The organism is Shewanella loihica PV-4 (assembly GCF_000016065.1).
Classification (GTDB): domain Bacteria; phylum Pseudomonadota; class Gammaproteobacteria; order Enterobacterales; family Shewanellaceae; genus Shewanella; species Shewanella loihica.
In genome coordinates this window covers 3,013,872-3,038,376 of the sequence record NC_009092.1, presented here as the reverse complement: position 1 = coordinate 3,038,376, position 24,505 = coordinate 3,013,872, and the positions used below count along the sequence as shown (strand labels likewise).

The window sequence follows — 24,505 nt, the reverse complement described above, 5'->3', positions numbered from 1 at the left end:
TCAAAAAATCAACAGTTGTAACCTTTCTTGATACAGAAACATTGCTTTAGATCAATTGCCAATCAATTGTCAGGCGTCAAAATTCAGTCACCGCTTGGATAACTAACTAAAATGCAATGCGAAACAATCAACCCGTGATAGACAACGAGGTCGTGCTGACCGACGATGATATTCTGCTGTCCACGACGGATCTCAAGGGCAATATAGGTTATGCCAATGAGGATTTTTGCCGTATCTGTGGGTTTTCCGAGGAGGAACTGGTTCGCCAGCCCCATAACATTGTGCGCCATCCCGACATGCCCAAGGCCGCCTTTGCCATCTTGTGGCAGCGTCTGGCGCAGAAGCAATCCTGGCTGGGGGTGGTGAAGAATCGCTGTAAAGATGGCTCCTACTACTGGGTCAATGCCTATGTGGCGCCCGTGATGGAGAATGGTCAGGTCAAGGAGTATCAATCGGTGCGCCGCCGGGCGAGCCAGGCCCAGGTAGAGCGTGCCAGCGATATCTATCAGAGCCTTAATAAGTCTGAGCAGCGCAGCGAGATCAAGGATGCCAAGCTCGGTTACGGCGGCAAGCTGACCCTGTTTGCTGTTCTCTGTTTGTTGCTGGCCATCGGCCTGAGTAATATCTCGCCCTGGTTGGCACTCATCTGCGCGCCTCTGTTGGCGATTGGCATGAGGCTCCTCCTAGCACCGTTACGGGCGCTGAATGACCAAGCGCTCACTATCGTATCAGACCCGGTTGCCAGACACATCTATGCCGGGCGGCGGGACGAGCTGGGCAACATTCAATTTGCCATGGAGTTCACTACGGCGGAGATCGCCGGGGTAGTAGGGCGGATGACAGATGCCTCAAGCGTCATCGCCAGAGACAGCGACGCCTTGCTTGGCTCTATCACGGCCACGGCGGATCGCGCCGATGGTCAGAATCAACAGACGGCCCAGGCCGCGGCGGCTGTGGAGGAGCTGACCGCCAGCTTTAACGAGCTGGGTCAGCAGCTTAAGCAGGTGTCGGCGGATGTCGAGGCCAGCCAGGCGGCTGTGCTGCAGGGCTATGAGCAGCTCGATGCCGTGGTGGCCAGCATAGATGAGCTTCATAACGAAGTGGGCAACTTTGCCCAGGTGGTCAGCGAGATAGAGCATGACAGCGTGGCCATCAATCAGGTGCTTGAGGTGATCACTAAGATTGCCGAGCAGACCAACCTGCTGGCGCTTAACGCCGCCATCGAGGCGGCGCGGGCAGGGGAGTCGGGCCGGGGCTTCGCCGTGGTGGCCGACGAGGTGCGCCAGCTGTCGGCGCGCACCGCAGATTCCACCAGTCAGATCGATGCCATCATCGCCAAGTTCCAGCAGAGTACGGCCAATGCGGCGAACACACTGACCGCAGGTCAGCGCCAGGCAACTCAGGCGGTGCAGCTGGTGAAACAAGCTGAGGCCGTGTTTGCCGAGCTGGTGACCCGTATCGATAAGATTAATCAGATGACGGAGCTTAGCGCCGATGCCATGCAGGAGCAGGGACTGGCGGCGGTGGATATCAGCGATTCGCTGCAGGCGATCAGCGAGCTGGCCAGCGAAGGCTTTGCCCAGTCCCAGGCCGATAGACAGCTTGGCGAGCGCAGCTCACTCAAGTCGATGGAGTCACGCCAGCTAGCGCGTCAGTTCTGGCGTCAGGCGGTGCATCGCGCCAATGCTTAATGAAAGCCTGGCGAATGTTTAAGCGTTAGTATCGGAAATGAAAAAGCCCAGAGTTCACTCTGGGCTTTTTTGAGGGTCCGCGCTTAGTGATTAGAGCTGCATCTCAGGTACATGCTCAGGCACGATAAGCTTGCCGGCGGTCTTCTCGACGATCTCCTCGACGCTCACGCCTGGGGCTCGTTCCAGCAGGTGGAAGGCGCCATCTTTGATCTCCAGGAAGGCCAGGTCAGTTAGCACACGCTTGATGCAGCCATAGCCGGTCAGCGGCAGCTCACACTTAGGCAGCAGCTTAGAGTTGCCGTGCTTATCGGCGTGCATCATGGTGACGATGATATTGTCGGCACCGGCCACCAGATCCATGGCACCGCCCATGCCTTTGATCAGCTTGCCGGGGATCATCCAGGAGGCGATTGAGCCCTCTACGTCCACCTCGAAGGCGCCCAGCACGGTGAGATCCACATGACCACCGCGGATCATGGCGAAGCTCTCGGCTGAGGAGAAGAAGGAGGCGCCGGGGACGGCGGTGACCGTCTGCTTACCCGCGTTGATCAAGTCTGCGTCTATGGTCTCTTCGGTTGGGAATTCCCCCATGCCGAGCAGGCCATTTTCCGACTGCAGCATCACCTGCATGCCTTCGGGAATATAGTTGGCGACCAGCGTCGGGATGCCAATGCCCAGGTTGACATAAAAACCATCCTGTAGCTCCTGGGAAACACGCTGTGCCAGTTGTTCTCTCGATAAAGCCATGGTGTCGCCTCCCTATTTGCTCTTCACTGTGCGCTGCTCGATACGCTTCTCGAACGTACCTTGGATCAGGCGATCCACATAGATGCCTGGTGTATGGATATGGTCTGGATCCAGCTCGCCCGGCTCGACGATATGCTCGGCTTCGACCACAGTGATCTTACCGGCCGTGGCCATCATAGGGTTGAAGTTAGCCGCCGTCTTGCGAAACACCAGGTTACCCATGGTATCGGCCTTCCAGGCGCGCACCAGGGCGAAGTCTGCGGTCAGTGCGGGCTCCAGCACATAGTGACGACCATCGATCTCACGGGTCTCCTTGCCTTCGGCCACAGGGGTGCCGTAACCGGTCGCGGTGAAGAAGGCGGGGATACCGGCGCCGCCGGCGCGGATCTTCTCGGCTAGCGTGCCTTGCGGGGTGAGGATAACGTTGAGTTCACCCGAGAGCATCTGCTGCTCGAAGGTGGCGTTCTCACCCACATAGGAGGCGATCATGGTGCTGATCTGGCGGCTCTTGAGCAGCAGCCCCAGGCCGAAATCGTCTACCCCGGCGTTGTTCGAGATGGCGGTGAGCCCCTTGGCACCACTCTTAACCATCTGGGCGATCAAGCCTTCGGGAATACCGCAGAGGCCGAAGCCACCGACCATGACGGTCATGTTGTCTGTCAGACCTTCCAATGCTTCTTCATAGCTGGTGACCAGCTTATTGAGTCCTGCCATTATCATTATCTCCTTTGAGCGTGAGTCGGGCCTGAGCCCAACCCTATTATTCTGTTAGCGCGCGTGCGACCTTGGCACCACTGACTCTGCCCAGTGCCTGGCTGATGTTGTTACCCGCGGTGATCAGGGCGTTAAGATCAATGCCGGTTTCTATTCCCATGCCGTGAAGCATGTAGACCAGATCTTCCGTGGCCAGGTTGCCCGATGCGCCTTTGGCATAAGGGCAGCCACCGAGCCCTGCTACCGAGCTGTCGATGACGCTGACGCCAGTTTCTAGGCAGGCAAGAATGTTGGCTAATGCCTGACCATAGGTGTCATGAAAGTGTAGCGCCAGTTTCTCTACCGGCACCCTGCGCGCGACCGCTTCCACCATTCTACGGGCATTTAAGGGGGTGCCAACGCCTATGGTGTCACCCAGAGAGATCTCGTAGCAGCCCATTTTGTAAAGGATCTCTGCCACGCGAGCCACTTCCTCGACCTGGATCTCGCCCTCGTAGGGACAGCCCAGCACGCAAGACACATAGCCGCGCACGGGGATCTGTTTCGCCTGAGCCGCCTCCATCACAGGGATGAAGCGCTCGATCGACTCCTCGATAGAGCAGTTGATGTTACGCTGGCTAAAGCTCTGCGAGGCGGCGCCGAAGATGGCCACCTCGTCGGCCCCGGCGTCAAGCGCAAGTTCCAGCCCCTTGAGGTTAGGGGTAAGTGCGCTGTAGACCACGCCCGGGCGTTTGCTGAGCTGGCGGAAGATATCGCCCGAGTCGGCCATCTGCGGCACCCACTTGGGGGAGACGAAACTGCCGGCCTCGATACGGGTCAGGCCCGCCGCGCCCAGTTGATCGATAAGGGTCAGCTTGTCGGCGGTGGTGACCGCCTTCTCGTTCTGCAGGCCGTCGCGGGCGCCGACCTCGAAGATACTGACCTTGCTTGGATAGCTATTCGTCGCGGACATGGTTAAGCGTCCTCTTTCGCAGTGACTTCGAGCAGCAGGGCGCCGTCGCTCACCAATTCGCCTGGCTGGAAGAAGAAGGCAGCGACTGTGCCGTCAAACGGCGCCTCTATGGTGTATTCCATCTTCATCGCTTCCATCACCATCAGGCCTTGACCCGCCTCGACCTCATCGCCCACCTCGACCAGGTGAGTGACGATAGTGCCGTTCATCGGCGCCTTGAGCTTGTCTTCACTGTTGGCTTGCTCCTCCACTACCTCTGTCTGCAGGGCGCGGAAGTGATAGCTGCCGCTTGGCAGGAAGAGGGTGAAGTCGTCGCCTTCGCGGCTGACGGGGATCTTGCTCTTGTGGCCGTTGATCTCGGCGTGTAGCAGATCTTGCTTCAGCTCGCCGCTCAGGGTCAGCTGTTGATCGTTCAGGTTCAGGTAGTAGCAATCGCCAATCTGGCTTAGGGTCAGGTGCTGCACCTCATGCTCGTCGTCCAGCAGAGACAGCTGATGCATGCCGCTGCGGTTGAGCCTGAAGCCGCTCACCTGTCCCCATGGCGAGTAAGGATCTTGGCTGTTGGTGGCGGTAAGCTTGGCCTGTTCCTTCTGGGCGCACAGGTGATAGAGGGCGGCGAAGGCCAGGGCGCCATTCTGCTCATGGCTGTTGTCGCCATCCAGGTTGGCACCTATCAGGGTGTCGCCATAGCGCTCGATAAAGTCTGTGCTGAAATCCGCCTGGCTGAAGGCTTTGTGCTCGGCGATGTTGGCCAGAAACTCTATGTTGTGCTTGAGGCCGCTGATCTGGTAGGACTCCAGGGCGTGCACCAGGCGCTGTAGGGCGCGGGGGCGCGACTCATCCCAGACGATCAGCTTGGCGATCATAGGGTCGTAGAAGTTACTGATCACATCGTTCTCGCGGATGCCGGAATCGATGCGCACATAGCGGTTCTGCTCAGGCTCACGTAGGAAGTTGAGCTTGCCGCTGGCGGGTAGGAACTCGTTCTGCGGATCTTCGGCGTAGATACGCACCTCGAAGGAGTGGCCGTGGATGCGTACATCCTCCTGGCTCAGGGGCAGTTCGCTGCCGCTGGCGACCATCAGCTGCCACTTGACCAGGTCTTGGCCCGTAACCATCTCGGTCACCGGATGTTCTACCTGCAAGCGGGTATTCATCTCCATGAAGTAGAAGCTATTGCTCTCCTCGGTCGCATGGGTGTCCAGCAGAAACTCTACCGTGCCGGCGCCCACATAGTCGATCGCCTTGGCGGCGGCCACGGCGGCCTCGCCCATGGCGCGGCGCAGGCTGTCAGACAGGCCAGGCGCCGGTGCTTCTTCGACCACCTTCTGGTGACGACGCTGGATGGAGCAGTCGCGATCCGACAGATAGATGCAGTTGCCCTGGGTATCGGCAAACACCTGCACCTCGACGTGGCGAGGCTGTCTCAAGTAGCGTTCGATCAGCAGCTTGTCGTTGCCAAAGGAGGAGGCGGCTTCACGGCGGGCCGAGTTGATCGCCTCCAGGGCCTCAGACTCGGACTCGACGATGCGCATCCCCTTACCACCGCCGCCGTAGGCGGCCTTGATCAGCTGAGGGAAGCCTATCTCTTTAGAGGCCTTGAGCAGCACCTCGTCGCTCTGGTCGTCGCCGTGATAACCTGGCACCAGAGGCACATTGGCCTGTTCCATGATGATCTTGGCAGCGCTCTTGCTGCCCATGGCATCGATTGCATCGGCGCTCGGGCCGACGAAGGCGATACCGGCCTGCTCACACTGGCGGGCGAAGTCGGCGTTTTCAGACAGGAAGCCGTAGCCAGGGTGGATCGCCTGGGCGCCGCTGCGCTTGGCGATTTCAAGGATTAATTCGCCCTTGAGGTAAGACTCGCTCGGGGCGCTGCCACCTAGGTAGAAGGACTCGTCGGCCATGGCCACATGGCGAGCGTCCTTGTCGGCGTCCGAATAGAGGGCGACCGTCTTGATGCCCATGACCTGTGCGGTCTTGATGATTCTGCAGGCGATTTCGCCACGGTTGGCGATCAATAATTTGGTAAACATGTTAGCGTGCTCCCCGAACTGGTAGGGCAATAGGGTCTAAGATGATCTCTGGCTTCATTAGGCGTTCCACCTTGGGCTTCTCTTCTCGAAGAAGGCGTTAAGCCCCTCCTGGCCCTCGTCTGAGACGCGAATGCGGGCGATACGCTCGCTGGTGTAGGCCAGGGTCTCCTGATCGATCACACCATCTTCGAGGCGTGACAGCAGGGTCTTGACCCAAGCCATGCCCTGAGGGCTGTTGCCCTTGAGCGCGGTGATGATAGGTGCGCTGGCACCCTCGAGATCATCGTTAATCTCATGGATCACATTGAGCTTGAGTGCGGTTTCGGCGTCGAAACGCTCGGCGGTCAGCATGTAGCGGCGCGAGGCACGCTGGCCCATGGCGCGTACCACATAGGGGCTGATCACCGCAGGGATAAGCCCGAGTTTGACCTCGCTCAGGCAGAAGCTGGCGCGGCTGTCGGCGATGGCGATATCGCTGGCGCAGATAAGCCCCAGGGCGCCGCCGAAGGCTGCCCCTTGTACCAAGGCCAGTGTCGGCTTGGGGAACTTGTCTAGCTTATGCATCAGGGTCGCCAGCTCGTTGGCGTCACTCAGGTTCTGCTCGAAATCCATCTTGGCCTGCTTGCGCATCCAGTTGAGATCGGCGCCGGCGCTGAAGTTACGGCCGTTGGCCTTAAGCACCAGCAGCTGACAGCTGTCGTCGGCCGCGAACAGATCGAGGGCGGCGATCATCTCAGCGATCATCACCTCATCGAAGGCGTTATGTTTGTCGGCGCGGTCAAGCACCATCTCGCCGACCCCATCGCTTAGGGCGCAGCTTAAGTATTCAAATTCTTGCGTAATCGTTTGGCTTGTCATGGTCTACTTCCTTGCCTCTGCGTTATCGATTGCTGACTGAGCGGCGCATTACATGCGGAACACGCCAAACTTGGTGTCTTCAATCGGCGCATTGAGCGCCGCAGAGAGGGCAAGGCCGACCACGTCACGGGTCTGGGCCGGGTCGATAATGCCATCGTCCCACAGGCGTGCGCTGGCATGATAAGGATGTCCCTCCTTGTCATACTGAGCCACGATAGGGGCGCGGAAGGCGGCCTCATCTTCGGCCGACCAGTCCACCCCTTTACGGGCCAGACCATCGCGGCGCACGGTCGCCAGTACGCCGGCTGCCTGTTCGCCGCCCATCACCGAGATGCGGGCGTTAGGCCACATCCACATCATGGTCGGTTCGAAGGCGCGGCCACACATGCCGTAGTTACCGGCGCCGTATGAGCCGCCGATGATCACGGTGAACTTAGGCACTGTGGCGCAGGAAACCGCGGTCACCATCTTGGCGCCATGCTTGGCGATCCCTTCGTGCTCATACTTCTTACCCACCATGAAGCCTGTGATGTTTTGCAAAAACAGCAGCGGGATCTTGCGCTGACAGCAGAGCTCGATGAAGTGAGCGCCTTTCTGCGCCGATTCGGAGAAGAGGATGCCGTTGTTGGCGACGATGCCAACTGGGTAGCCGTGGATGCGGGCGAAACCGCACACCAGGGTGGCGCCATAGTTGGCCTTGAATTCGTCGAAGTCTGAGTCGTCCACGATACGGGCGATCACCTCTTTGACATCGAACGGCTTCTTCAGATCTGTCCCCACTATGCCGTAGAGCTCGTTGATATCGAACTTAGGCGGCTTGACTTGGCTCAGCTGGCTGGCGATCTGCTTGTTGTGATTGAGGCGGGTCACCGACTTGCGCGCCAGCTCCAGGGCGTGCTCATCGTTTTGCGCCATATGGTCGGCCACGCCCGAGATCTTAGTATGTACCTCGGCGCCGCCCAGCTCTTCGGCCGAGACTTCTTCGCCTGTAGCGGCCTTCACCAATGGTGGGCCCGCGAGGAAGATGGTGCCCTGTTCCTTGACGATGATCGACTCATCGGCCATGGCGGGCACATAGGCGCCGCCCGCGGTACACAGGCCCATCACCACGGCGATCTGTGGAATGCCCTTGGAAGACATCTTGGCCTGGTTATAGAAGATGCGACCGAAATGGTCTCTGTCGGGGAACACCTCGTCCTGGCGCGGCAGGTTAGCCCCGCCCGAGTCCACCAGATAGATGCAGGGCAGGTGACAGCGCTCGGCGATCTCCTGGGCGCGAAGGTGTTTCTTCACCGTTAGTGGATAGTAGGTACCGCCTTTTACCGTGGCGTCGTTGGCGATGATCATGCATTCGACACCGCTGACGCGGCCGATACCGGCGATGATGCCCGCGGCCGGTACCACGTCGTCATATACCTGGTAGGCGGCAAACTGGGAGATCTCCAGAAACGGCGAGCCGGGATCCAGTAGCTTCTCGACACGCTGACGTGGCGACAGCTTGCCACGGGAGAGATGGCGCTCCATGGCGACGGCGCCACCGCCTTGTTCGATTTCAGACAGTTTTAACTTGAGATCGGCGACCACCTGGCTCATCTGTTGATGCTTGGCCTTAAACTCGTCGCTGCGGGGATTGATTTGACTGCTCAGTTGCGTCACGGCTTGGTTCCTTTTAAGACTGTGGTGAACGGGAAGTGGCGATTGCCCGCCCGAGGCCGGACTGGGTCCGGCCTACTCTACGCATTCGACTATTTCGACTCGTTGAACAGCTCGCGGCCGATCAGCATGCGACGGATCTCTGAGGTACCGGCGCCAATCTCATAGAGCTTGGCATCGCGCAGCAGGCGACCCGTGGCGTATTCGTTGACATAACCGTTGCCGCCCAGCAGCTGGATGGCATCCAGTGCCATCTTGGTAGCCAGCTCCGCGCTATAAAGGATGGCGCCGGCGGCGTCTTTACGCGTGGTCTCGCCGCGATCGCATGACTTGGCCACGTTATAGACGTAAGACTTGGCGGCGTTCATGCCAGTGTACATGTCGGCAAGTTTGCCCTGTACCAGCTGGAACTGACCGATAGACTTGCCGAACTGCTCACGCTCGTGAATGTAAGGCACCACGATATCCATACAGGCGGTCATGATCCCCAGTGGGCCGCCAGAGAGTACCACGCGCTCATAGTCCAGACCGCTCATCAGCACCTTAACGCCGTTGTTGAGGCCGCCTAGGATGTTCTCTTCTGGCACTTCGCAATCTTCGAACACCAGCTCACAGGTGTTAGAGCCACGCATGCCCAGCTTGTCCAGCTTCTGCGCCTGACTGAAGCCCTTGAAGCCACGCTCGACGATGAAGGCTGTGATGCCGTGTGGGCCCTTGTCCATATCTGTCTTGGCGTAGATCACATAGGTGTCGGCGTCTGGGCCGTTGGTGATCCACATCTTGTTGCCGTTGAGGATATAACGGTCACCCTCTTTGCGGGCGCTCAGCTTCATGGAGACCACGTCTGAACCCGCGTTAGGCTCACTCATCGCCAGGGCGCCGATATGCTCGCCGCTTACCAGCTTAGGCAGGTACTTGGCTTTTTGTTCGGCATTACCGTTACGGTTGATCTGGTTAACACACAGGTTAGAGTGGGCGCCATAGCTCAGGCCGATAGAGGCCGAGGCGCGGGAGATCTCCTCCATGGCGACCACGTGGGCCAGGTAACCCATGTCTGCTCCGCCGTACTCTTCGGGCACAGTCACCCCAAGCAGGCCCATCTCGCCCAGCACGGGCCAAAGCTCGTTAGGGAAGGCGTTTTCCTGATCCACCTTGGCGGCGATAGGAGCGATTTCGTTGGCGGCGAAGCTACGTACTGCGTCACGCAGCATGTCGATATCTTCGCCGAGGCCGAAGTTGAGAGAGGAGTAGAGTTGAGTCATTGTTTTATCCTACAGGTCAGATGCTTTTATAATTTTTTATCAGGCCGGTTTACCCAGCCTTGCTTGTGTTCAATTTGTTGCTGCGTTAACTCGATATGGTCTGTGCCTGGCCTAGGCGCGTTCTTGCTGCTCCAGGGCGGCGCGGCACTGCTGCTCGGCGGAGTTGAGCTCCATCAAGACCACCTTGATGTCGTCCATCTGCTGCTGCAGGGCCGATTTCTTCTCTTCCACCAATTCGAGCATGGTGTGAAGCTGGGTGCTGCTGTTCTTGTCGGCGTCGTAGAGCTCGAACAAACGGCGGGTTTCGGCGAGCGAAAAGCCCAGACGTTTACCCCTTAAGATCAGCTTGAGACGAACGCGATCTTTCAGGCCATAGATGCGAGTTTGCCCGCGGCGCTTAGGTTTAAGCAGCCCCTGGTCTTCGTAGAAACGGATACTACGGGTAGTAATATCGAACTCCTTCGACAGGTCGCTGATAGAGTAGGTGGTCTGTGGACTGTGTTTGTCACTCATCGAAAAAATACCATATTGATTAACTTTCCTAGCACGATATATGAAGTTTACGTAAAGGTAAAGATTTTAGGTGGCGCTAATGGTCCATTTGGCTGTAAAAATCGCACGGCAAACTGGTGAAATAACCGCCAGCCGCGGGTTTTGGGTGAGGTTGGGAAGTTGCGAATAAGTCCTCGTGGCCTTCTCTTTTATTGAGAGTGGCTTACACAGCAATTGGCGCTCAAGGCGTCTAACTGAAGGTATGCCGGGGCCTAGCAAAGTCCTTCCTTATGCAAAGGTCTAATGGGAAAAGTGCAACTTGGCTCCATAATGTGATCTATGGCGCATAAGCCAAATCGTATGGAAGGGGAAGCCGATATGTCGACCGTGAGTGGCGGGCGCATGTCATTCGGAGAAGATCACATGAAGGATTTGCATAATCAGTTACACCAGGAATCTATCGATAATCCTAACGCCTTCTGGGGCGAGGCCGCCGGGGCCTTAGCCTGGGACAAGACGTTCGAGCGGGTACTCGATGACAGTCAGGCACCTATGTATCGCTGGTTTAGCGGCGGGCAGCTCAATACCTGTTATAACGCGGTCGACAGACACGTGGAGGCCGGGCGTGGCGAGCAGGTGGCGATTCAATATGTGAGCCCGATTACGGGCACAGAATATGGGATCACCTACAACGAGCTGCAGGCCCAGGTGAGCCGACTGGCCGGCTACATGGCCAGCCAGGGCGTCGTCAAAGGCGACAGGGTGATCATCTATATGCCCATGGTGCCAGAGACCGCCTATGCCATGCTGGCCTGTGCGCGCCTTGGGGCGATTCACTCAGTGGTGTTCGGCGGTTTCGCCGCCAACGAGCTGGCGACCCGAATCGATGATGCCACGCCTAAGATGATCCTCTCCGCCTCCTGCGGCGTCGAGCCGTCGGGCGTGGTGGCCTACAAGCCGCTGCTGGACGATGCGCTGGAGCAGGCGAGCCATAAGGTGGAGCAGTGTGTGATCCTCAATCGTCCTCAGCTACAAGCTGACTTAGTCGACGGCCGTGATGTCGACTGGCAGGGTGCCATGGCCGATGCGCCAAACATAGAGTGTCAGACGGTAGAGGCGACCGATCCCCTTTATATCCTCTATACCTCGGGCACCACGGGTCAGCCCAAGGGGGTCGTGCGCGACAATGGCGGCCATGCCGTGGCGCTCGCCTGGTCGATGAAGCATATCTATGATATCGACCCGGGAGATGTCTTCTGGGCGGCCTCGGATGTGGGCTGGGTGGTTGGTCACTCTTATATTGTCTATGGTCCCTTACTGGTTGGCGCCACGACTGTACTGTTCGAGGGTAAGCCTGTGGGCACACCGGATCCCGGTATCTTCTGGCGCACCATAGCCAAGTATAATGTAAAGAGTTTCTTTACCGCGCCGACGGCGATCCGCGCCATCAAACGCGACGATCCCGAGGGCGATTACCTCAAGGATGTGGACCTTAGCTGTCTCGGTACTCTGTTCCTTGCCGGTGAGCGCTGCGATCCCGATACCCTGCACTGGGCCGAGCAGCAGCTCGACAAGCCGGTGATCGACCACTGGTGGCAGACGGAAACCGGCTGGCCGGTCGCCGCCAACCTGATGGGCACGGCGCCGGTACCCGTCAAGGCGGGCTCTCCTGCCAAGGCGGTGCCTGGTTATGATGTGCAGGTGCTCGATGAGATGGGCGATGTCGTGGCGCCGGATCAGTCGGGCAATGTGGTGATCAAGCTGCCGCTGCCGCCGGGCACACTGGCGACTCTGTGGCAAAACGAGGGACGCTACAAGGAGAGCTACCTCTCCATGTATCCGGGTTACTACCTCACAGGGGATGCCGGTTACATGGATGAAGATGGCTATCTCTATATCATGAGCCGCATCGATGACATCATTAATGTGGCCGGTCACCGTTTGTCGACCGGACGCTTCGAAGAGGTGTTGTGTCAGCATGAGGCGGTGGCCGAGGCGGCGGTGATCGGGGTAGACGACAAGCTCAAGGGGCAGGTGCCTCTGGGTCTGGTGGTGCTCAAGAAGGGCTGCGATCTCAGCGACGAGCAGCTCTACAAGGAGCTGATCGCCCTGGTACGTGAGCAGATTGGCCCTGTGGCGGCCTTTAAGCTGGTGAGCGCCGTGCCTAAGCTGCCTAAGACGCGCTCGGGCAAGATACTGCGCGGCACCATGCGTAAGATTGCCGACAATCAAGAGTTCAAGATGCCGGCAACCATAGAAGATCCCTACACGCTCGAGCTGGTGCGCAACGCCCTGACCCGTATGGGTTATGCCGACGCTCACGTCTAGGGCGGTCTTTTACTTGTTATTAAAAAAGGGCCCTCTGGCCCTTTTTTGTTGCATGCTTCTCGCTACTTGCGGGCGTCTGGTTTGCGGCTATGTCTTTAAATACTGTCTTAAAGAAATGGCTTAAAGTAATGACTTAGCCTCAAAGCCATAAGTTAGCGGCTTAAATAAGATCACAAACGAAATAGCCAAGCCGCTAATATACATAGATTTATCTATGAAAATACTTGCCAAAATAGACTCATCTATCGAACATAGCGGGGTATTCGGCGCAGCCTATGAGTCGCGGCCTCTTGGTTTTGGGAAGGTCTGGGGAAAACCTGGCGAAGCGCAAGTTGGTCAAGGAGTGAGGAAAAGGATCTTGGTAAGGGAAGTGGAGAGTAAGGGATGAAAGCGAAAGGATTACTGGTGGGTTTAATGCTGATTGCGCTGAGCGCAGTGGGGCTTAGCGTGAACATGGGCGCATTCACCAAAGACTATGCCGACTTCGAGAGCCTTGAAAAGATCGATGGCCGCTTGCATCTGCGCGGCGAGGTCGAGCCCTATAGCGGTAAGGTGAAATTTTTCGGCGATGACGGCTGGCTGAAGCAGCAAGCCATGCTCAGTCAAGGCAAGCTTAACGGCGAGCTGCAGGACTTTTATGAGAGTGGTGCCGTTCAGGCGATCACGCATTATGTCGATGGTCAGATAACGGGTGTTACCCGTGTCTATCTGGAAGATGGCACCCTGAATAAGGAGATCCCCTATCAAGATGGGCTGAAACAGGGCACAGAAAAACACTATGGCTTCGAGGGAGGCCTGCTGTCTGAGTCCATCGAATATCGCCAGGGCAAGCGTAACGGCTGGAGCACGAGTTACTGGGATCCAGGCAGATTAAGGAATCGCATCCATTATGTGGACGACCTGCGTGACGGCCTGTGGCAGCAATACAGCTTCGGCAAGGTGGTGATAGAAGGCACCATGGTCGAAGACAAAGAGGAGGGCGAGTGGCGCACCTATTTTCAGGATACCGACATCTTGCAGGGGATCGCTCATTTCAAGGCGGGCCAGCTTCACGGTGAGGTGACCGAGTTTTATCAAAATGGTGCCAAGGAGTGCATCGAATATTATGCGGCAGGCAGTAAGGTTGGCACCTGGACACGTTTTTATGATGATAGCAGCCTGGAGCAGGTGAAAAACTATCGTAATGACAAGCTAGAGGGCAGCTATCGCGAATATTTCCGCGGTGGTCTGCTTGCCGAAGAGGGGCAATACCGAGATGGCGAGAAGGTCGGTATATGGCGCCGCTTCAGCCCGGATGGTCAGCTACTCTCCGAGCATGAGGAGCAAAGGGTCAGGCTGGAAGCGGACATAGCTGTGAGCGAGGAGTAAGGCGCTATTTTGTAAGGAATGAGTGAGGCATTAAATATGGAAGTGATTTTTATCAAGGGAGATGGCCGCTACGGCAGGCTCTGCTGCGTGCCAGAGGACGCCAGTCGCACCGAGACTCAGATGCCGGAGCAGGGGATAGCGCCCCACGACATGATCCATTACGTGGTGGAGAAGACCCTGGGCATAGGCGGCGCTTTTTATGGTCAGCTAAAGGCGGGCGCCAACATCAGCTTTACCCTGGAGCACAATCAGCTGTCGCGGCAGATAGCCGATAAGACGCAGGTGTGGCAGACAGAATCTATGGTGGAGGCGCTACAGTCGCTCTATTGGTCGCAGGATCTTAACTTCGAGGGTTTCTGTTATCTGCTGGCCCAGGGCTGTGAGCAGCGAGGGCTAACCGTCCCAGCAGTGAGTGAGCATGAGTTCAGGCAGATAATCGATGAGATCACCGAGCTTACCCGCCAATGGCAGGCCCTAATACAGGGGCAGAGCATGACCTTAGTCTTCTAGTTGGCTCTTTTAGATGAAGGCTGCTAGCCCCTTGTATTAGCTGGGGTCTGTCTTAGGCGATTGCCGAGGGATCAAAGCCTGCTTAGCGTTTCAGCCGTAAATGTTGCGGGATAAACCTTGAGGCGTAAATCCTGTCATTGAAATATGGCTTTAAGCTGTCGTATGCTGGGACCGAGATTGATTTTCAAGAGGTTGGGGAAATGAAGAGTAAGTATTTAGGGATTGTCCTGTTGGTTATCGGCGTGGCCTTGGCATGGTGGGGCTATAACATCTACGATTCTACCAGTTCGCAGATCACCCGCGCGGTTAACGGCGACACCCCAATAGAGGCCTGGGCCGGCATGGTCGGCGGTGCCATCTGCGTGCTGATTGGCTTGCTGAAATTGAAATAGCCCTTGGGTTCCAGACGGCGCTAAACCAAACAGGGATAAAGCGCTTGTTAGATGAAAAGCCTGCTTGATGCAGGCTTTTTTCTTTTGCAGGGCGCTTATTTTTGCAGAAAAAGTTTCTTTGCAGGGAGTCTCTTTCCAGGGAGTTTCTCTTGATCCAAATAAGCTGGGCAGATCCTTTGCCCTTAGGCCGAGCGGGGTTTAGGCCTAATTTTTCCAATTTTTTAGAAACGGTAGCTCGCCATCAGGTTGGCCGACCACTGATTGCGTGAATCGGTAATGGGCGAGTCGGCAATCTCCTTGCTCAGGCGGGTGTAGCTGGTCTGCTGGGTAATGCGCCAATTGCTCGAGAGCGGCAGTATCAGCTGATAGCCAACGTCATAGTTAACGCCGGCCTTGGCCTCATACTGCGCACGCTTAGGCATAGCCATTTTCTTGCTGACGCCAAAGTAGTGATCGTTAAACTTGGCGCTGTTGTAACTTACGCCCACAAACGGCACCAGATCCAGACGGCCAAGCTTGAGGATCTGCTGATAGCGCACACCCGCCACATAGCCCTTATATTCGCCACTGATATCGTGCTGGAAGTTGGTGGAGAGGACGCCGCGCGGCCCCACCTTAATATCCATGTTCAGGCCCAGATCCACGCTGATACGACGATCTTCCATGCCGGCCAGCACCTTAGACACATCTTTGTCCAGCCAGAGGCCGTTACCTGTCAGGTAGGTGCTGAAGGTGATGGCATCTCTGTCTTTGCCAAAGAGGCGGTAGTTGATGCCCTTGTCCAGATCCGCGTTGAAGCGATCGCCGTGGTAGCCCACATTCACGCGGGGGCCGAAGCGGTTGTGGTCGCCGAAGGCAAAATTGTAGTCGTTCTTCTGTTCTTTGATGATGTCTGAGTTATAGCCAACGCCAAACTCTACCACCCAGCCTCTGCTGTGATAGACCTGACCATTGCTGATATAGGTGTCCGACTCGGCGGCCTGGGCCAGATTGATGCTGCCAAGGGCAACTAGGGCTAAGGGAAGGTAATTCATTGCTCACTCCACTTTGAAGGTTTTCATTGGTTGAGGGCAATGTACTCGCTGGGCACTTAGATAAGTATCATGAGTTTGTAAGCCTGTGTCGCCTTTGTGTATGGCGTGGCTTAAATACCCAAGACTTTGTTGTATAAAGGTAAAAAAGACCGGCCCAATGGAGCCGGTCTTTGTGGCGTTATCTTGTGAGGTGAATGCCTACAGCTTAACCACCATCTTACCGCGGTTCTTGCCTTCGAACAGGCCGATAAAGGCCGCCGGAGCGTTGTCGAGTCCCTCGTAGATGGTCTGCTCGGCCTTAACCTTACCGCTGGCCAGCCACTGACCCATCTGCTTGGCGAACTCACCATAGTGTTGCCAGTGCTCGAACACGATAAAGCCTTCGACTCTGAGCTTCTTCATGATGATATAGGCCAGGTTGCTTGGGCCCGGGGTCGGCTTAGTGTCGTTGTACTGGGCGATCATGCCACATACGGCGATACGGCCATGGTCGTTCATGTTGTCCAGTGCCGCGGCCAGATGCTCGCCACCGACGTTTTCAAAATAGACATCAACGCCTTGTGGCGCGGTGTCCTTCAACGCCTGACTCAGGTTGGGTGTGGTCTTGTAGTTGATCACCTGCTCGATTCCCATCGCCTTGAGGGCCTCGGCTTTTTCATCCGAGCCGACCGAGGCAACCACCTTGGCGCCCATCAAGAGACCTAGCTGACAGGCGACGCTGCCGACCGCGCCCGAGGCGGCCGAGACAAACAGGGTCTCGCCTTCCTTCAGTTGGGCGATACGGTTAAGGCCGGTCCAGGCGGTCATGCCAGGCATGCCCATGACGCCGAGGAAATGAGATTCTGACAAAGGGGTGTCCGGTAGCAGGGTATGATCTGTACCGTCGGTGACATAGTGGCTGCGCCAGCCCTTCATGCTGCTGACCTTGCTGCCCACGGGGAAGCCATCATGGTTCGACTCGATTACCTCACCAATGGCGCCGCCTTCCAGCACTTCGCCCAGGGCGAAGGGGGCGATATAGCTCTCTCTGTCTATCATGCGGCCGCGCATGTAGGGGTCGACCGACATCCAGAGGTTCTTGACCAGGAATTCGCCCGGCTTGAGCGCCGGAAGTTCCACCTGCTTAAGGCCAAAGTTGGCTTGGGTTGGCATGCCTTCAGGGCGGCTGGCCAGTGTTATCTCTTGTGCTTGCATCGAATTAACCTCATTTTGCTTTGCGCGCTAACTAATTGTGGTAGACTCTACAAACAAATTGAGCACAATGCAAATGCTTTGTGCGCAAAGTAATGTGTTTTTAATGTCCGCTCCTTGCTCGTGAATTCTGTTAAGATAGCCGCCCTAAAGCTTGAGGCCGCTGGCATGCGGGAAAGGTGATGAAATCTTAAGTCGTAACGCATTAACGCATTAAGTCATAAGGTGTTAAGTCATTAAGTTGCACATTAAGCAGTAGCGCATTGAGCAAAAGTTGAGCAAAAGTTGAGTAACAGTTAAGTCAGATAGATGGGTAACACTATGAGTAAGCAGATGAGTGAAGCAGAGACAGCAGTAGTAACTGAAGGGGCGCAATGCCTGTCGGATAATGTCTGCTTCGCCCTCTATACCGCTGCCAATGCCCTGGTACGCGCCTATCGTCCCTTGCTTCAGGAGTGCGATCTGACCTATCCACAATACCTGGCGATGCAGGCGCTCTGGCTAAAAGACAATGCCAGCCTGACGGATCTCTCCCAGGCGACACGGCTGGATCTCGGCACCTTAACCCCTATCGTTAAGCGCCTGGAGGCTAAGGGGCTGGTGGTGCGTCATGTGGACAGCCGGGATGAGCGCAAGAAGGTGATTCAGGTGACTCAGGCCGGCGAGGCCCTCAAGCAAGAGGCGCTGGCGCTGAAGCAGCAGCTGCTGGAGAAGGTGAGCGTGTCGGACATTGAGCTGGAACAGCTAAGGCAAGTTTGTCTGACCCTGACCCATGAGCTCAATCAGAAATAGTCGATTCAGCAAGCTATTCAGGTGCTTGATGGTGCTACCTTTTAAATGAGAAAACACTGTTCTGCACAGCGGCCAGTAAGCCTGGACTTTTCCTAGTAATTAACTTACCAACTTTTGTATAATCGCGACCAATTTCGTGCCTATCGACTATGTGGCTCGCAGTTGAAACAATTGAGCGATTTAAGCTTATGATTTGACTCAGATAGTCCAGACTATAATAAAGGATAGGTGTAGACAATCTCAGTTTCCCATGGGGAAAAATCTCATGCAAAATCACTCAGACCTCCTCGACATAGGCGTGATAGGCCTAGGCGTTATGGGCAAAAACCTGGCGCTTAATATTGCCGACAATCGCTACCGCGTCGCCGCCTTCGATCTCGACTCAACCAAGCGAGATGCCCTGCTTGAGCAGGAGCAAAAAGAGCGTCCCGCCTTGCAAGCGCAGCGCATCCTAGGATGTAGCAATCTTTCAGAAATGTTATCCAGTCTCGCAAAACCTCGGGTGTTGGTCCTGTCGGTACCTGCCGGTGCGCCAGTGGATGGCGTCTGTAATGCCCTGCTTGAGGCCGGGATAGAGCAGGACGATATCGTGGTGGATACGGGCAACAGCCTGTGGACAGATACCGTGGCCCGCGAAGCCCAATATCAGGACAAGTTTATCTTCTTTAGCTGCGCCATCTCAGGCGGCGAGATGGGTGCACGCTTCGGGCCCTCTCTGATGCCGAGCGGCGACATCAAGGCCTGGGACAGAATCAAGCCGATCTGGGAGGCGATTGCCGCCAAGGTAGACCCTAAGACCGGCCTGCCTATCGAGCGCCAGGAGCCGGGTAACCCTGTGACCGAGGGCGAGCCATGCACCACCTACATAGGCCCGGCAGGCGCCGGTCACTATGTGAAGATGGTGCATAACGGCATCGAATACGCCGACATGCAGCTGATCTGCGAGGCCTATCAGCTGCTGAGCGATGGTCTTGGGCTGAGCGCCGCCGAGGTGGGTAAGATCTTCGCGCGCTGGAACCAGGGCAGCCTAAACAGCTACCTGATGGAGATCAGCGCCGATGTGCTGTCACAGGCCGATCCTCTTACCGGCAAGCCGCTGGTGGAGATGATTCTGGATAAGGCGGGTCAGAAGGGCACCGGCCTGTGGACCGCAGTCAGCAGTCTGCAGATTGGCTGCCCTGCGCCGACTATCGCCGAGGCAGTCTATGCCAGGGCGGTGAGCACCCAGAAGCATCAGCGTCAGCAGCTAAGCCTGTTGCTGGCTGGCCCCGAGGCGCTGACATTGAGTGATGATGAGCGCGCCGCCTTTATCGATGAGCTGGAAAACGCCCTCTACTGCGCCAAGATCGCCTGTTATGCCCAGGGTTTCCAGCTGATGGCGATGAATGCTCAGGAGCGCGGCTGGCGGTTGGATTTTGCCGAAATCGCCAAGATCTGGCGCGCCGGTTGTATCATTCGCGCCACCTTCCTGCAATCGATCACTCAGGCTTATCAACAGGCACAGCGGGCGGGTGAGTCTCTCGATAACCTGCTGATGGCCGAGACCTTTAGCCTGGCCTTGTCGGCCAAGCAGCAAGACTGGCGCCGCGCGGTGGCAAGGGCCATCATGAGCGGCGTGCCCGTGCCTTGTATCGGCTCGGCGCTGGCCTACTACGACAGCTACCGCAGCGAGACCCTGCCTGCCAATCTGCTTCAAGGTCAGCGGGACTTCTTCGGCGCGCATACCTTTGAGCGTATCGACATGCCCGCCGGCGAGAAGTATCACCTCAACTGGAGCCATAGCGAGCGCACGCTAGAGAAGCTCTAGTGCTTCATCAAGCTTCAATAGAAAAGAAAAACCGCTAGCGATTGACTAGCGGTTTTTTTATCTCGGCGTTGTGGCCGCCTAGCCCTGACAGCCACCACTCTCGTAGCAGCTAGGCTTGCGGGGGCAGCTGGCGCCGCGGGAACAGATGAGCCGAGCCTCGCTGTCGATGCCACGCTCCACCCAGTTAATGTTGAGGATCTTCGCCACACGCTTGATGTCCGTCTTGATGTTGCTGGGCAGGGGCGCCGAGCCGCCATTGTCCACACAGACCTCCTTGAGTTGCTGCGCCACCTGGTTGGCATCGCCGCCCTGGGCCTCGATGGCTGGGTTAAGGTCGATACCGGCGCAGAGCACATGGGGATTGCCCGCCAGGTCTTTCACCCGAATCGATTCGCAGCAGTAGATCTTGGGCTCGTTGGCCACATCCAGGATGGAGATCTGCGCCGAGGAGCCCTGGGTCGAGGCGTTGATCATCCTAAACACCGCCCAGTGCTGGCAGGGATCTTCCACCTGGCGCATGTTGCCCCAGGGCAGGGGAATACCGTTGCCGCGATACACGGCCTTGAGCTTACCGGGCGAGTAGGCATCGAAATAGTGCCAGTGGCTATAGGGGGAGACCGCCGTCATGCGGCGCATGGCCACCGAGGGAGAGACATCCACCAACTTGGCCACATCTATCTCATAGCCGTGACGGTCGAGCAGCTGCCTGAAGGGCACCTTAGGACAGAGTAGGGCGCCGGCGAAGAAGCTGGACTCGAAATCCCGCCAGGCATGCAGGATATCCTGGGCGTCCACTGTGGAGGATTGCCCACGATTGTCCGCCTCATCCACCAGGCTGGTGCCATGGCTGCGTCCGGCCACCATGATACTTTTTAAACCGTCTTTATTGTGCAGCACGCTGTGGCCGATATGGACTGCCAGGTCGTACTTGAGGCGGCGGGTATGCTGGTTGAGCAGCTGGTTGAGGCAGATCTTGTTGGGCTGCTCGAAATAGGAGGTGATGATGTGCTGCTTGCCGGCCCCCGCCTCTTCACGGATCGCCTTGGGCGCGCGGGTAAACCATTTTACTACCAGGCCGAGACGTTGGACTATCGCCAGCAGATCCTCGAGGCTCAGGGGCATGCGTTTGAGCCCCACCTCTTCGGCGGCGCGCTCGAGATCGGGAAAATGATTCTGATGATGTTCCTGATGGGCACGGATCAACAGGTGCGCAAATTGCCGGCCGCTGATCCCCGTCTGAGAGAGCATCTCAGGGATGGCGATCTGCAATATCTCGTTAGAAAACAAGAAGCTTGGCTCCAGCGCCATGCCACTGATCCCGCCGCGAGACCCCTTGACCGGCGTGATCGCCTGCTCCTCGGGAGCGTCGTCGAGAAACCAATCTACCTCCTTTTGAAACACGGCGGCGATCACTGCCAACATGCCGGCACTGGGCACGCGCTTGCCGCGCTCTATCATGGAGAGGTAGGAGACAGAGGGCGCGGAATCCGCATCCACCCTGACACAGCGGGCCGATAGGTCTTCCATGGTTAGATTATTACGTTTCCTGAGATTGCGTATCTTAGTGCCCAGGAAATGCGATTTTCTCATCAAGCTGCTATTGGTCTTCATTTTGTAAAATTCACACTGTGAAATTTCTATTGTGAAATTGTAATGAAAAAGCCGCTAGACTACAAATTAAGCAATCGGGGAAGCGACAAATCCCTTAGAGTGCCACTTAAAGCTGTAGGGCAAAGATGTCATCAGCGAGTCAAACATAGCGATAGATAGCATAAGTGAGAGGGATGAGGCGATGAATATACAGACAGAACAACTAGACCAGAGTATTTACAACTTCATCAAGCAGGTAATGCCTATGACACAGATTAACGGAAACAATGCGCTGGCACCTCAGATGCAGCAAGATGGCCTGACCTATGCCAAGCAGATCTTGGATCAGTACTTTCCACTGAGTCAGGGTTCTCACCAGGATGTCTGCAGCTATGTGATCTACTACAAGCAGCTACTGGCCTTCTTCGCCGATGGCAGCCAGAGCGGTCTGGCACAGCCCAAGCAGTTTGTGGCCCTCTCTGGTCATAAGTGCGAGCCAAGCTCTCTGGTGTTGAAGAATAACGGCTTCCATATCGAGATCGCGCTGGATCGCCGCGGCGAGCAGGGACGTCACGATCTGGCCGGCATCAACGATGTGCAGGTCGAGGCGGCGCTGATGACTATCGTCAATAGCGCGCAGAGCCCATGTCAGCGTACCTGGACCAGTCTGGTCACGGGTCAGGCAGATCAACACTGTAAAGAGTTCACCTCGAAAGACGGAACCGAATACTGCCTCTAAATTGTGTGATGACTCGCCATAAAAAATGCCAGCAATTGCTGGCATTTTTTATGGCTATGTCGGTTTGCCGCTTTAGGCTAAGGCGAGTCCTAGGCTGAACAGGGCGCTGAAGATCACCGTGAGTTTCGCCGTGCGTCCCAGCAGCGGGTTTAACGCCGCCCCCGAGGTCTGACTAAATTCGCTGTTGAGTTTGCGCGCCAGGACTAGCGACAGGCCACCGAGCAGCACAGGCAGGCCGGGTAAAGTCCCAAGCAGAAAACCGCCGATGACGAGGGCGAAAGGCAGATAGACAAGCGCCTGATACAGGACTCTGGCCTGACCTTCACCTATCTTAACCGCCAGGGTGCGCTTGCCTGCCTTGGCATCCGTGGGGATGTCGCGGGTGTTGTTTACCAGCATCACGGCGGCGTTAAACAGGCCGATGGCGCTGCCTAAGATCCAGGCGGCGACACTGGTGTCATGGGCCTGAAGGTAGTAGCTGCCGACCACGGCCACCAGGCCGAAGAAGATAAAGGCAGCGACTTCACCCAGACCATGGGAGGCCAGCGGGTAGGGGCCGCCACTGTAACCCAGGGCGCCGAGGATAGAGGCGGCGGCCAGGATGGCGATGGGCCAGCCACCATGATAGATGAGCAGCGAGCCCACCAGTAGCGCCAGCAGCAGGCAGGCGATCATGGCGTTGCGTACCTTGCTGGGGTCGAGCAGGCCACTCTGGGTGACGCGCACCGGGCCGAGTCGCTCCTCGGTGTCGATACCGCTCTTAAAATCGAAGTAGTCGTTCGCCAGGTTAACGGCGATCTGCAGCAGCAGGGCGCACAACATTGAAGTTGCGGCGATAAGCCAACTAAATTGTGTCAATGACAGGGCAAGGGCATTACCGACTAAGATAGGGCCAATGGCTGCGGGAAGAGTACGTGGGCGTGTCGCCAGGATCCAGGGATTCATTATCTGCGTTCGTAATTATTAGGTAGGGACTGAGCTAGGCTCGAAAATATAGCCCAAGCATAGCAAAAAAGCCCAAGTCGATGAAGCGCTTGCATTAGCATTATGTGAACAGCCTCGTTTTATTTTTCAGGGAGCTCTAGCCTAATCCCCAGAGCCTTTAATAAAGCTTAAACGCCTTGTTAAAAATTTGTGTAATTTTGACGCGGCGCACATCTTTGTCACCCCTTTCCTTCAAATCTGTTGCCAGCCTCAAAGAACTCTTGCCATACATGTGCTGTTATAGCTGTCTGACTGTGAGATTCTGCTGGGAATGTTTTAAGCTTATCTAATTAATTTATATAGATTTTATAAATTTAGCACTTGGCTTAACTAGGGCGTTTAGGCGGCGAGAGACAAGGATCAGGATGATGCGTTTTGATGAACAGGTTGCTGTCGTCACAGGAGCGGGGGCTGGCTTAGGACGAGCCTACGCGATCGCCTTAGCCGAGCGCGGGGCGCGCTTGGCCATTATCGATTCGGGTAGCGGCGATAGTCGCTGCCAGAGTTATGCCGGCGCAGGCCTCAACAAGACCGCCCGTACCCTGGCCGAACTGGGCGCCGACTGCCTGAGCTTTCAGTTGGATGTCACCGACAGTCAGGCCCTAAAGAGCGCGATAGAGACTGTCCTCAAGCGTTGGGGTCGCATAGATATCGCCATCAATAACGCCGGTATCCACACGCCAGTCTCCTTCGATAGCCTGAGCTTCGAGCAATGGCAGCGACAGCTGGATGTGGATCTCAACGGCAGTTTCCATCTGACCAAGTTGGTGTGGCCGCAGATGAAACGGCAAAACTATGGCCGCATCGTCATGACGGCGGGGGCCAGTGGCCTCTATGGCGACATGCATGAAACCCCTTACAGCACCAGCAAGATGGCGCTTGTCGGCCTGGTCAACAGCCTGGCCAAGGAGGGACGCGACTACAACATCTCGGTCAATACCCTGGTGCCCGAGGCATTAACCGCCATGACGGCGCATCATCTCAGCCCTCTGGTAAAGCCTCTGTTTAGCACCTCTTCGGTCAATGCCACCCTGCTGTACCTCTGCTCATCGACGGCCTGCAGTGGTCAGCATCTGCTGGCCGCGGCCGGTAGTGTGAGCCACGGGATGTTTGTCGAGTTTCAGCCGCTGCGTATTGTGGAAGATGGCTGCAAGCCCGAGGTGATTGCCCAGCGCTGGGATGAGCTATACCGGGCGCAGCCCTGTCATTTTCATGAGTCCGGCGAAGAGCAGGTAACCGCCTGGGCGAGGCGCAGCGCCGCCGAACACCATGTGGATATTGAGTAGGACCAGATAACGAAGAGATGGCGAATCGGTGACAAATTGCTGCAGGAACCACCAGGAAAGTTTAACTGCCCTAGCAAGA

Annotated in this window: 21 protein-coding genes; 9 read left to right on the top strand and 12 right to left on the bottom strand. The window is 56.7% G+C overall.

Annotation, left to right across the window (positions count from 1 at the left end):
* The first annotated feature begins 116 nt into the window (after nt 1–116).
* A complete protein-coding gene (locus tag SHEW_RS13340) occupies nt 117–1,691 on the top strand; it encodes a methyl-accepting chemotaxis protein (RefSeq protein WP_011866374.1) in 1,575 nt (524 codons plus the stop codon).
* Nucleotides 1,692–1,781: 90 nt separating this feature from the next.
* Here SHEW_RS13340 and SHEW_RS13335 read toward each other — a convergent pair whose 3' ends face one another.
* From SHEW_RS13335 to SHEW_RS13300, 8 genes are all read right to left on the bottom strand, one after another.
* A complete protein-coding gene (locus SHEW_RS13335; protein WP_011866373.1) occupies nt 1,782–2,438 on the bottom strand; it encodes a 3-oxoacid CoA-transferase subunit B in 657 nt (218 codons plus the stop codon).
* Between the two features lie 12 nt (nt 2,439–2,450).
* Nucleotides 2,451–3,152 carry a CoA transferase subunit A gene (locus SHEW_RS13330; protein ID WP_011866372.1) on the bottom strand — a complete coding sequence of 234 codons (702 nt, stop codon included), beginning with the start codon at nt 3,150–3,152 and terminating at the stop codon, nt 2,451–2,453.
* 46 nt (nt 3,153–3,198) lie between these two features.
* Nucleotides 3,199–4,104: a hydroxymethylglutaryl-CoA lyase gene (locus SHEW_RS13325; RefSeq protein WP_011866371.1), complete on the bottom strand. Its 906-nt coding sequence runs from the start codon at nt 4,102–4,104 to the stop codon at nt 3,199–3,201.
* A gap of 2 nt (nt 4,105–4,106) precedes the next feature.
* The gene (locus SHEW_RS13320; protein ID WP_011866370.1) at nt 4,107–6,140 is read right to left on the bottom strand and encodes an acetyl/propionyl/methylcrotonyl-CoA carboxylase subunit alpha; all 2,034 of its coding nucleotides are present in this window, start codon (nt 6,138–6,140) and stop codon (nt 4,107–4,109) included.
* A 57-nt stretch (nt 6,141–6,197) separates the two neighbouring features.
* Entirely contained in the window at nt 6,198–6,998 is an 801-nt protein-coding gene (locus SHEW_RS13315; protein WP_011866369.1) for an enoyl-CoA hydratase-related protein, read from the bottom strand.
* A gap of 48 nt (nt 6,999–7,046) precedes the next feature.
* Complete coding sequence (locus tag SHEW_RS13310; RefSeq protein WP_011866368.1) at nt 7,047–8,654, bottom strand: carboxyl transferase domain-containing protein; 1,608 nt, start codon at nt 8,652–8,654, stop codon at nt 7,047–7,049.
* An 89-nt stretch (nt 8,655–8,743) separates the two neighbouring features.
* Nucleotides 8,744–9,913, bottom strand: coding sequence for an isovaleryl-CoA dehydrogenase (locus SHEW_RS13305; RefSeq protein ID WP_011866367.1), 1,170 nt, complete (start codon nt 9,911–9,913; stop codon nt 8,744–8,746).
* Between the two features lie 111 nt (nt 9,914–10,024).
* A complete protein-coding gene (locus SHEW_RS13300) occupies nt 10,025–10,426 on the bottom strand; it encodes a MerR family transcriptional regulator (protein WP_011866366.1) in 402 nt (133 codons plus the stop codon).
* 402 nt (nt 10,427–10,828) lie between these two features.
* Here SHEW_RS13300 and SHEW_RS13295 point away from each other — a divergent pair, with 402 nt between their 5' ends.
* The 4 genes from SHEW_RS13295 (at nt 10,829) to SHEW_RS13280 (ending at nt 15,003) form a co-directional block, all read left to right on the top strand.
* A complete protein-coding gene (locus SHEW_RS13295) occupies nt 10,829–12,733 on the top strand; it encodes a propionyl-CoA synthetase (RefSeq protein WP_150099965.1) in 1,905 nt (634 codons plus the stop codon).
* Nucleotides 12,734–13,117: 384 nt separating this feature from the next.
* Complete coding sequence (locus SHEW_RS13290; RefSeq protein WP_011866364.1) at nt 13,118–14,101, top strand: toxin-antitoxin system YwqK family antitoxin; 984 nt, start codon at nt 13,118–13,120, stop codon at nt 14,099–14,101.
* Nucleotides 14,102–14,137: 36 nt separating this feature from the next.
* Nucleotides 14,138–14,611, top strand: coding sequence for a hypothetical protein (locus SHEW_RS13285; protein WP_011866363.1), 474 nt, complete (start codon nt 14,138–14,140; stop codon nt 14,609–14,611).
* A gap of 200 nt (nt 14,612–14,811) precedes the next feature.
* A complete protein-coding gene (locus SHEW_RS13280) occupies nt 14,812–15,003 on the top strand; it encodes a DUF3185 family protein (RefSeq protein ID WP_033537618.1) in 192 nt (63 codons plus the stop codon).
* A 221-nt stretch (nt 15,004–15,224) separates the two neighbouring features.
* On the opposite strand, the gene SHEW_RS13275 is transcribed toward SHEW_RS13280, so the two are convergent.
* Complete coding sequence (locus tag SHEW_RS13275) at nt 15,225–16,037, bottom strand: MipA/OmpV family protein (RefSeq protein WP_011866361.1); 813 nt, start codon at nt 16,035–16,037, stop codon at nt 15,225–15,227.
* A 198-nt stretch (nt 16,038–16,235) separates the two neighbouring features.
* The gene (locus tag SHEW_RS13270) at nt 16,236–17,231 is read right to left on the bottom strand and encodes an NADP-dependent oxidoreductase (protein ID WP_011866360.1); all 996 of its coding nucleotides are present in this window, start codon (nt 17,229–17,231) and stop codon (nt 16,236–16,238) included.
* 318 nt (nt 17,232–17,549) lie between these two features.
* On the opposite strand from SHEW_RS13270, the gene SHEW_RS13265 reads away from it, so the two are divergent.
* Complete coding sequence (locus SHEW_RS13265; protein ID WP_011866359.1) at nt 17,550–18,020, top strand: MarR family winged helix-turn-helix transcriptional regulator; 471 nt, start codon at nt 17,550–17,552, stop codon at nt 18,018–18,020.
* A gap of 265 nt (nt 18,021–18,285) precedes the next feature.
* On the top strand, nt 18,286–19,827 hold the full coding sequence (gene gnd, locus SHEW_RS13260; protein ID WP_011866358.1) for an NADP-dependent phosphogluconate dehydrogenase: 1,542 nt from the start codon (nt 18,286–18,288) through the stop codon (nt 19,825–19,827).
* A 78-nt stretch (nt 19,828–19,905) separates the two neighbouring features.
* On the opposite strand, the gene SHEW_RS13255 is transcribed toward gnd, so the two are convergent.
* Nucleotides 19,906–21,438: a DUF3612 domain-containing protein gene (locus tag SHEW_RS13255; RefSeq protein ID WP_011866357.1), complete on the bottom strand. Its 1,533-nt coding sequence runs from the start codon at nt 21,436–21,438 to the stop codon at nt 19,906–19,908.
* A gap of 181 nt (nt 21,439–21,619) precedes the next feature.
* On the opposite strand from SHEW_RS13255, the gene SHEW_RS13250 reads away from it, so the two are divergent.
* Nucleotides 21,620–22,156, top strand: coding sequence for an aldolase/citrate lyase/malate synthase family protein (locus tag SHEW_RS13250; RefSeq protein ID WP_011866356.1), 537 nt, complete (start codon nt 21,620–21,622; stop codon nt 22,154–22,156).
* A 72-nt stretch (nt 22,157–22,228) separates the two neighbouring features.
* On the opposite strand, the gene SHEW_RS13245 is transcribed toward SHEW_RS13250, so the two are convergent.
* A complete protein-coding gene (locus SHEW_RS13245) occupies nt 22,229–23,101 on the bottom strand; it encodes a 1,4-dihydroxy-2-naphthoate polyprenyltransferase (RefSeq protein ID WP_011866355.1) in 873 nt (290 codons plus the stop codon).
* 407 nt (nt 23,102–23,508) lie between these two features.
* Between SHEW_RS13245 and SHEW_RS13240 the strand changes: the two genes are divergently transcribed.
* On the top strand, nt 23,509–24,426 hold the full coding sequence (locus SHEW_RS13240) for an SDR family NAD(P)-dependent oxidoreductase (RefSeq protein ID WP_041406667.1): 918 nt from the start codon (nt 23,509–23,511) through the stop codon (nt 24,424–24,426).
* Nucleotides 24,427–24,505 lie beyond the last annotated feature (79 nt).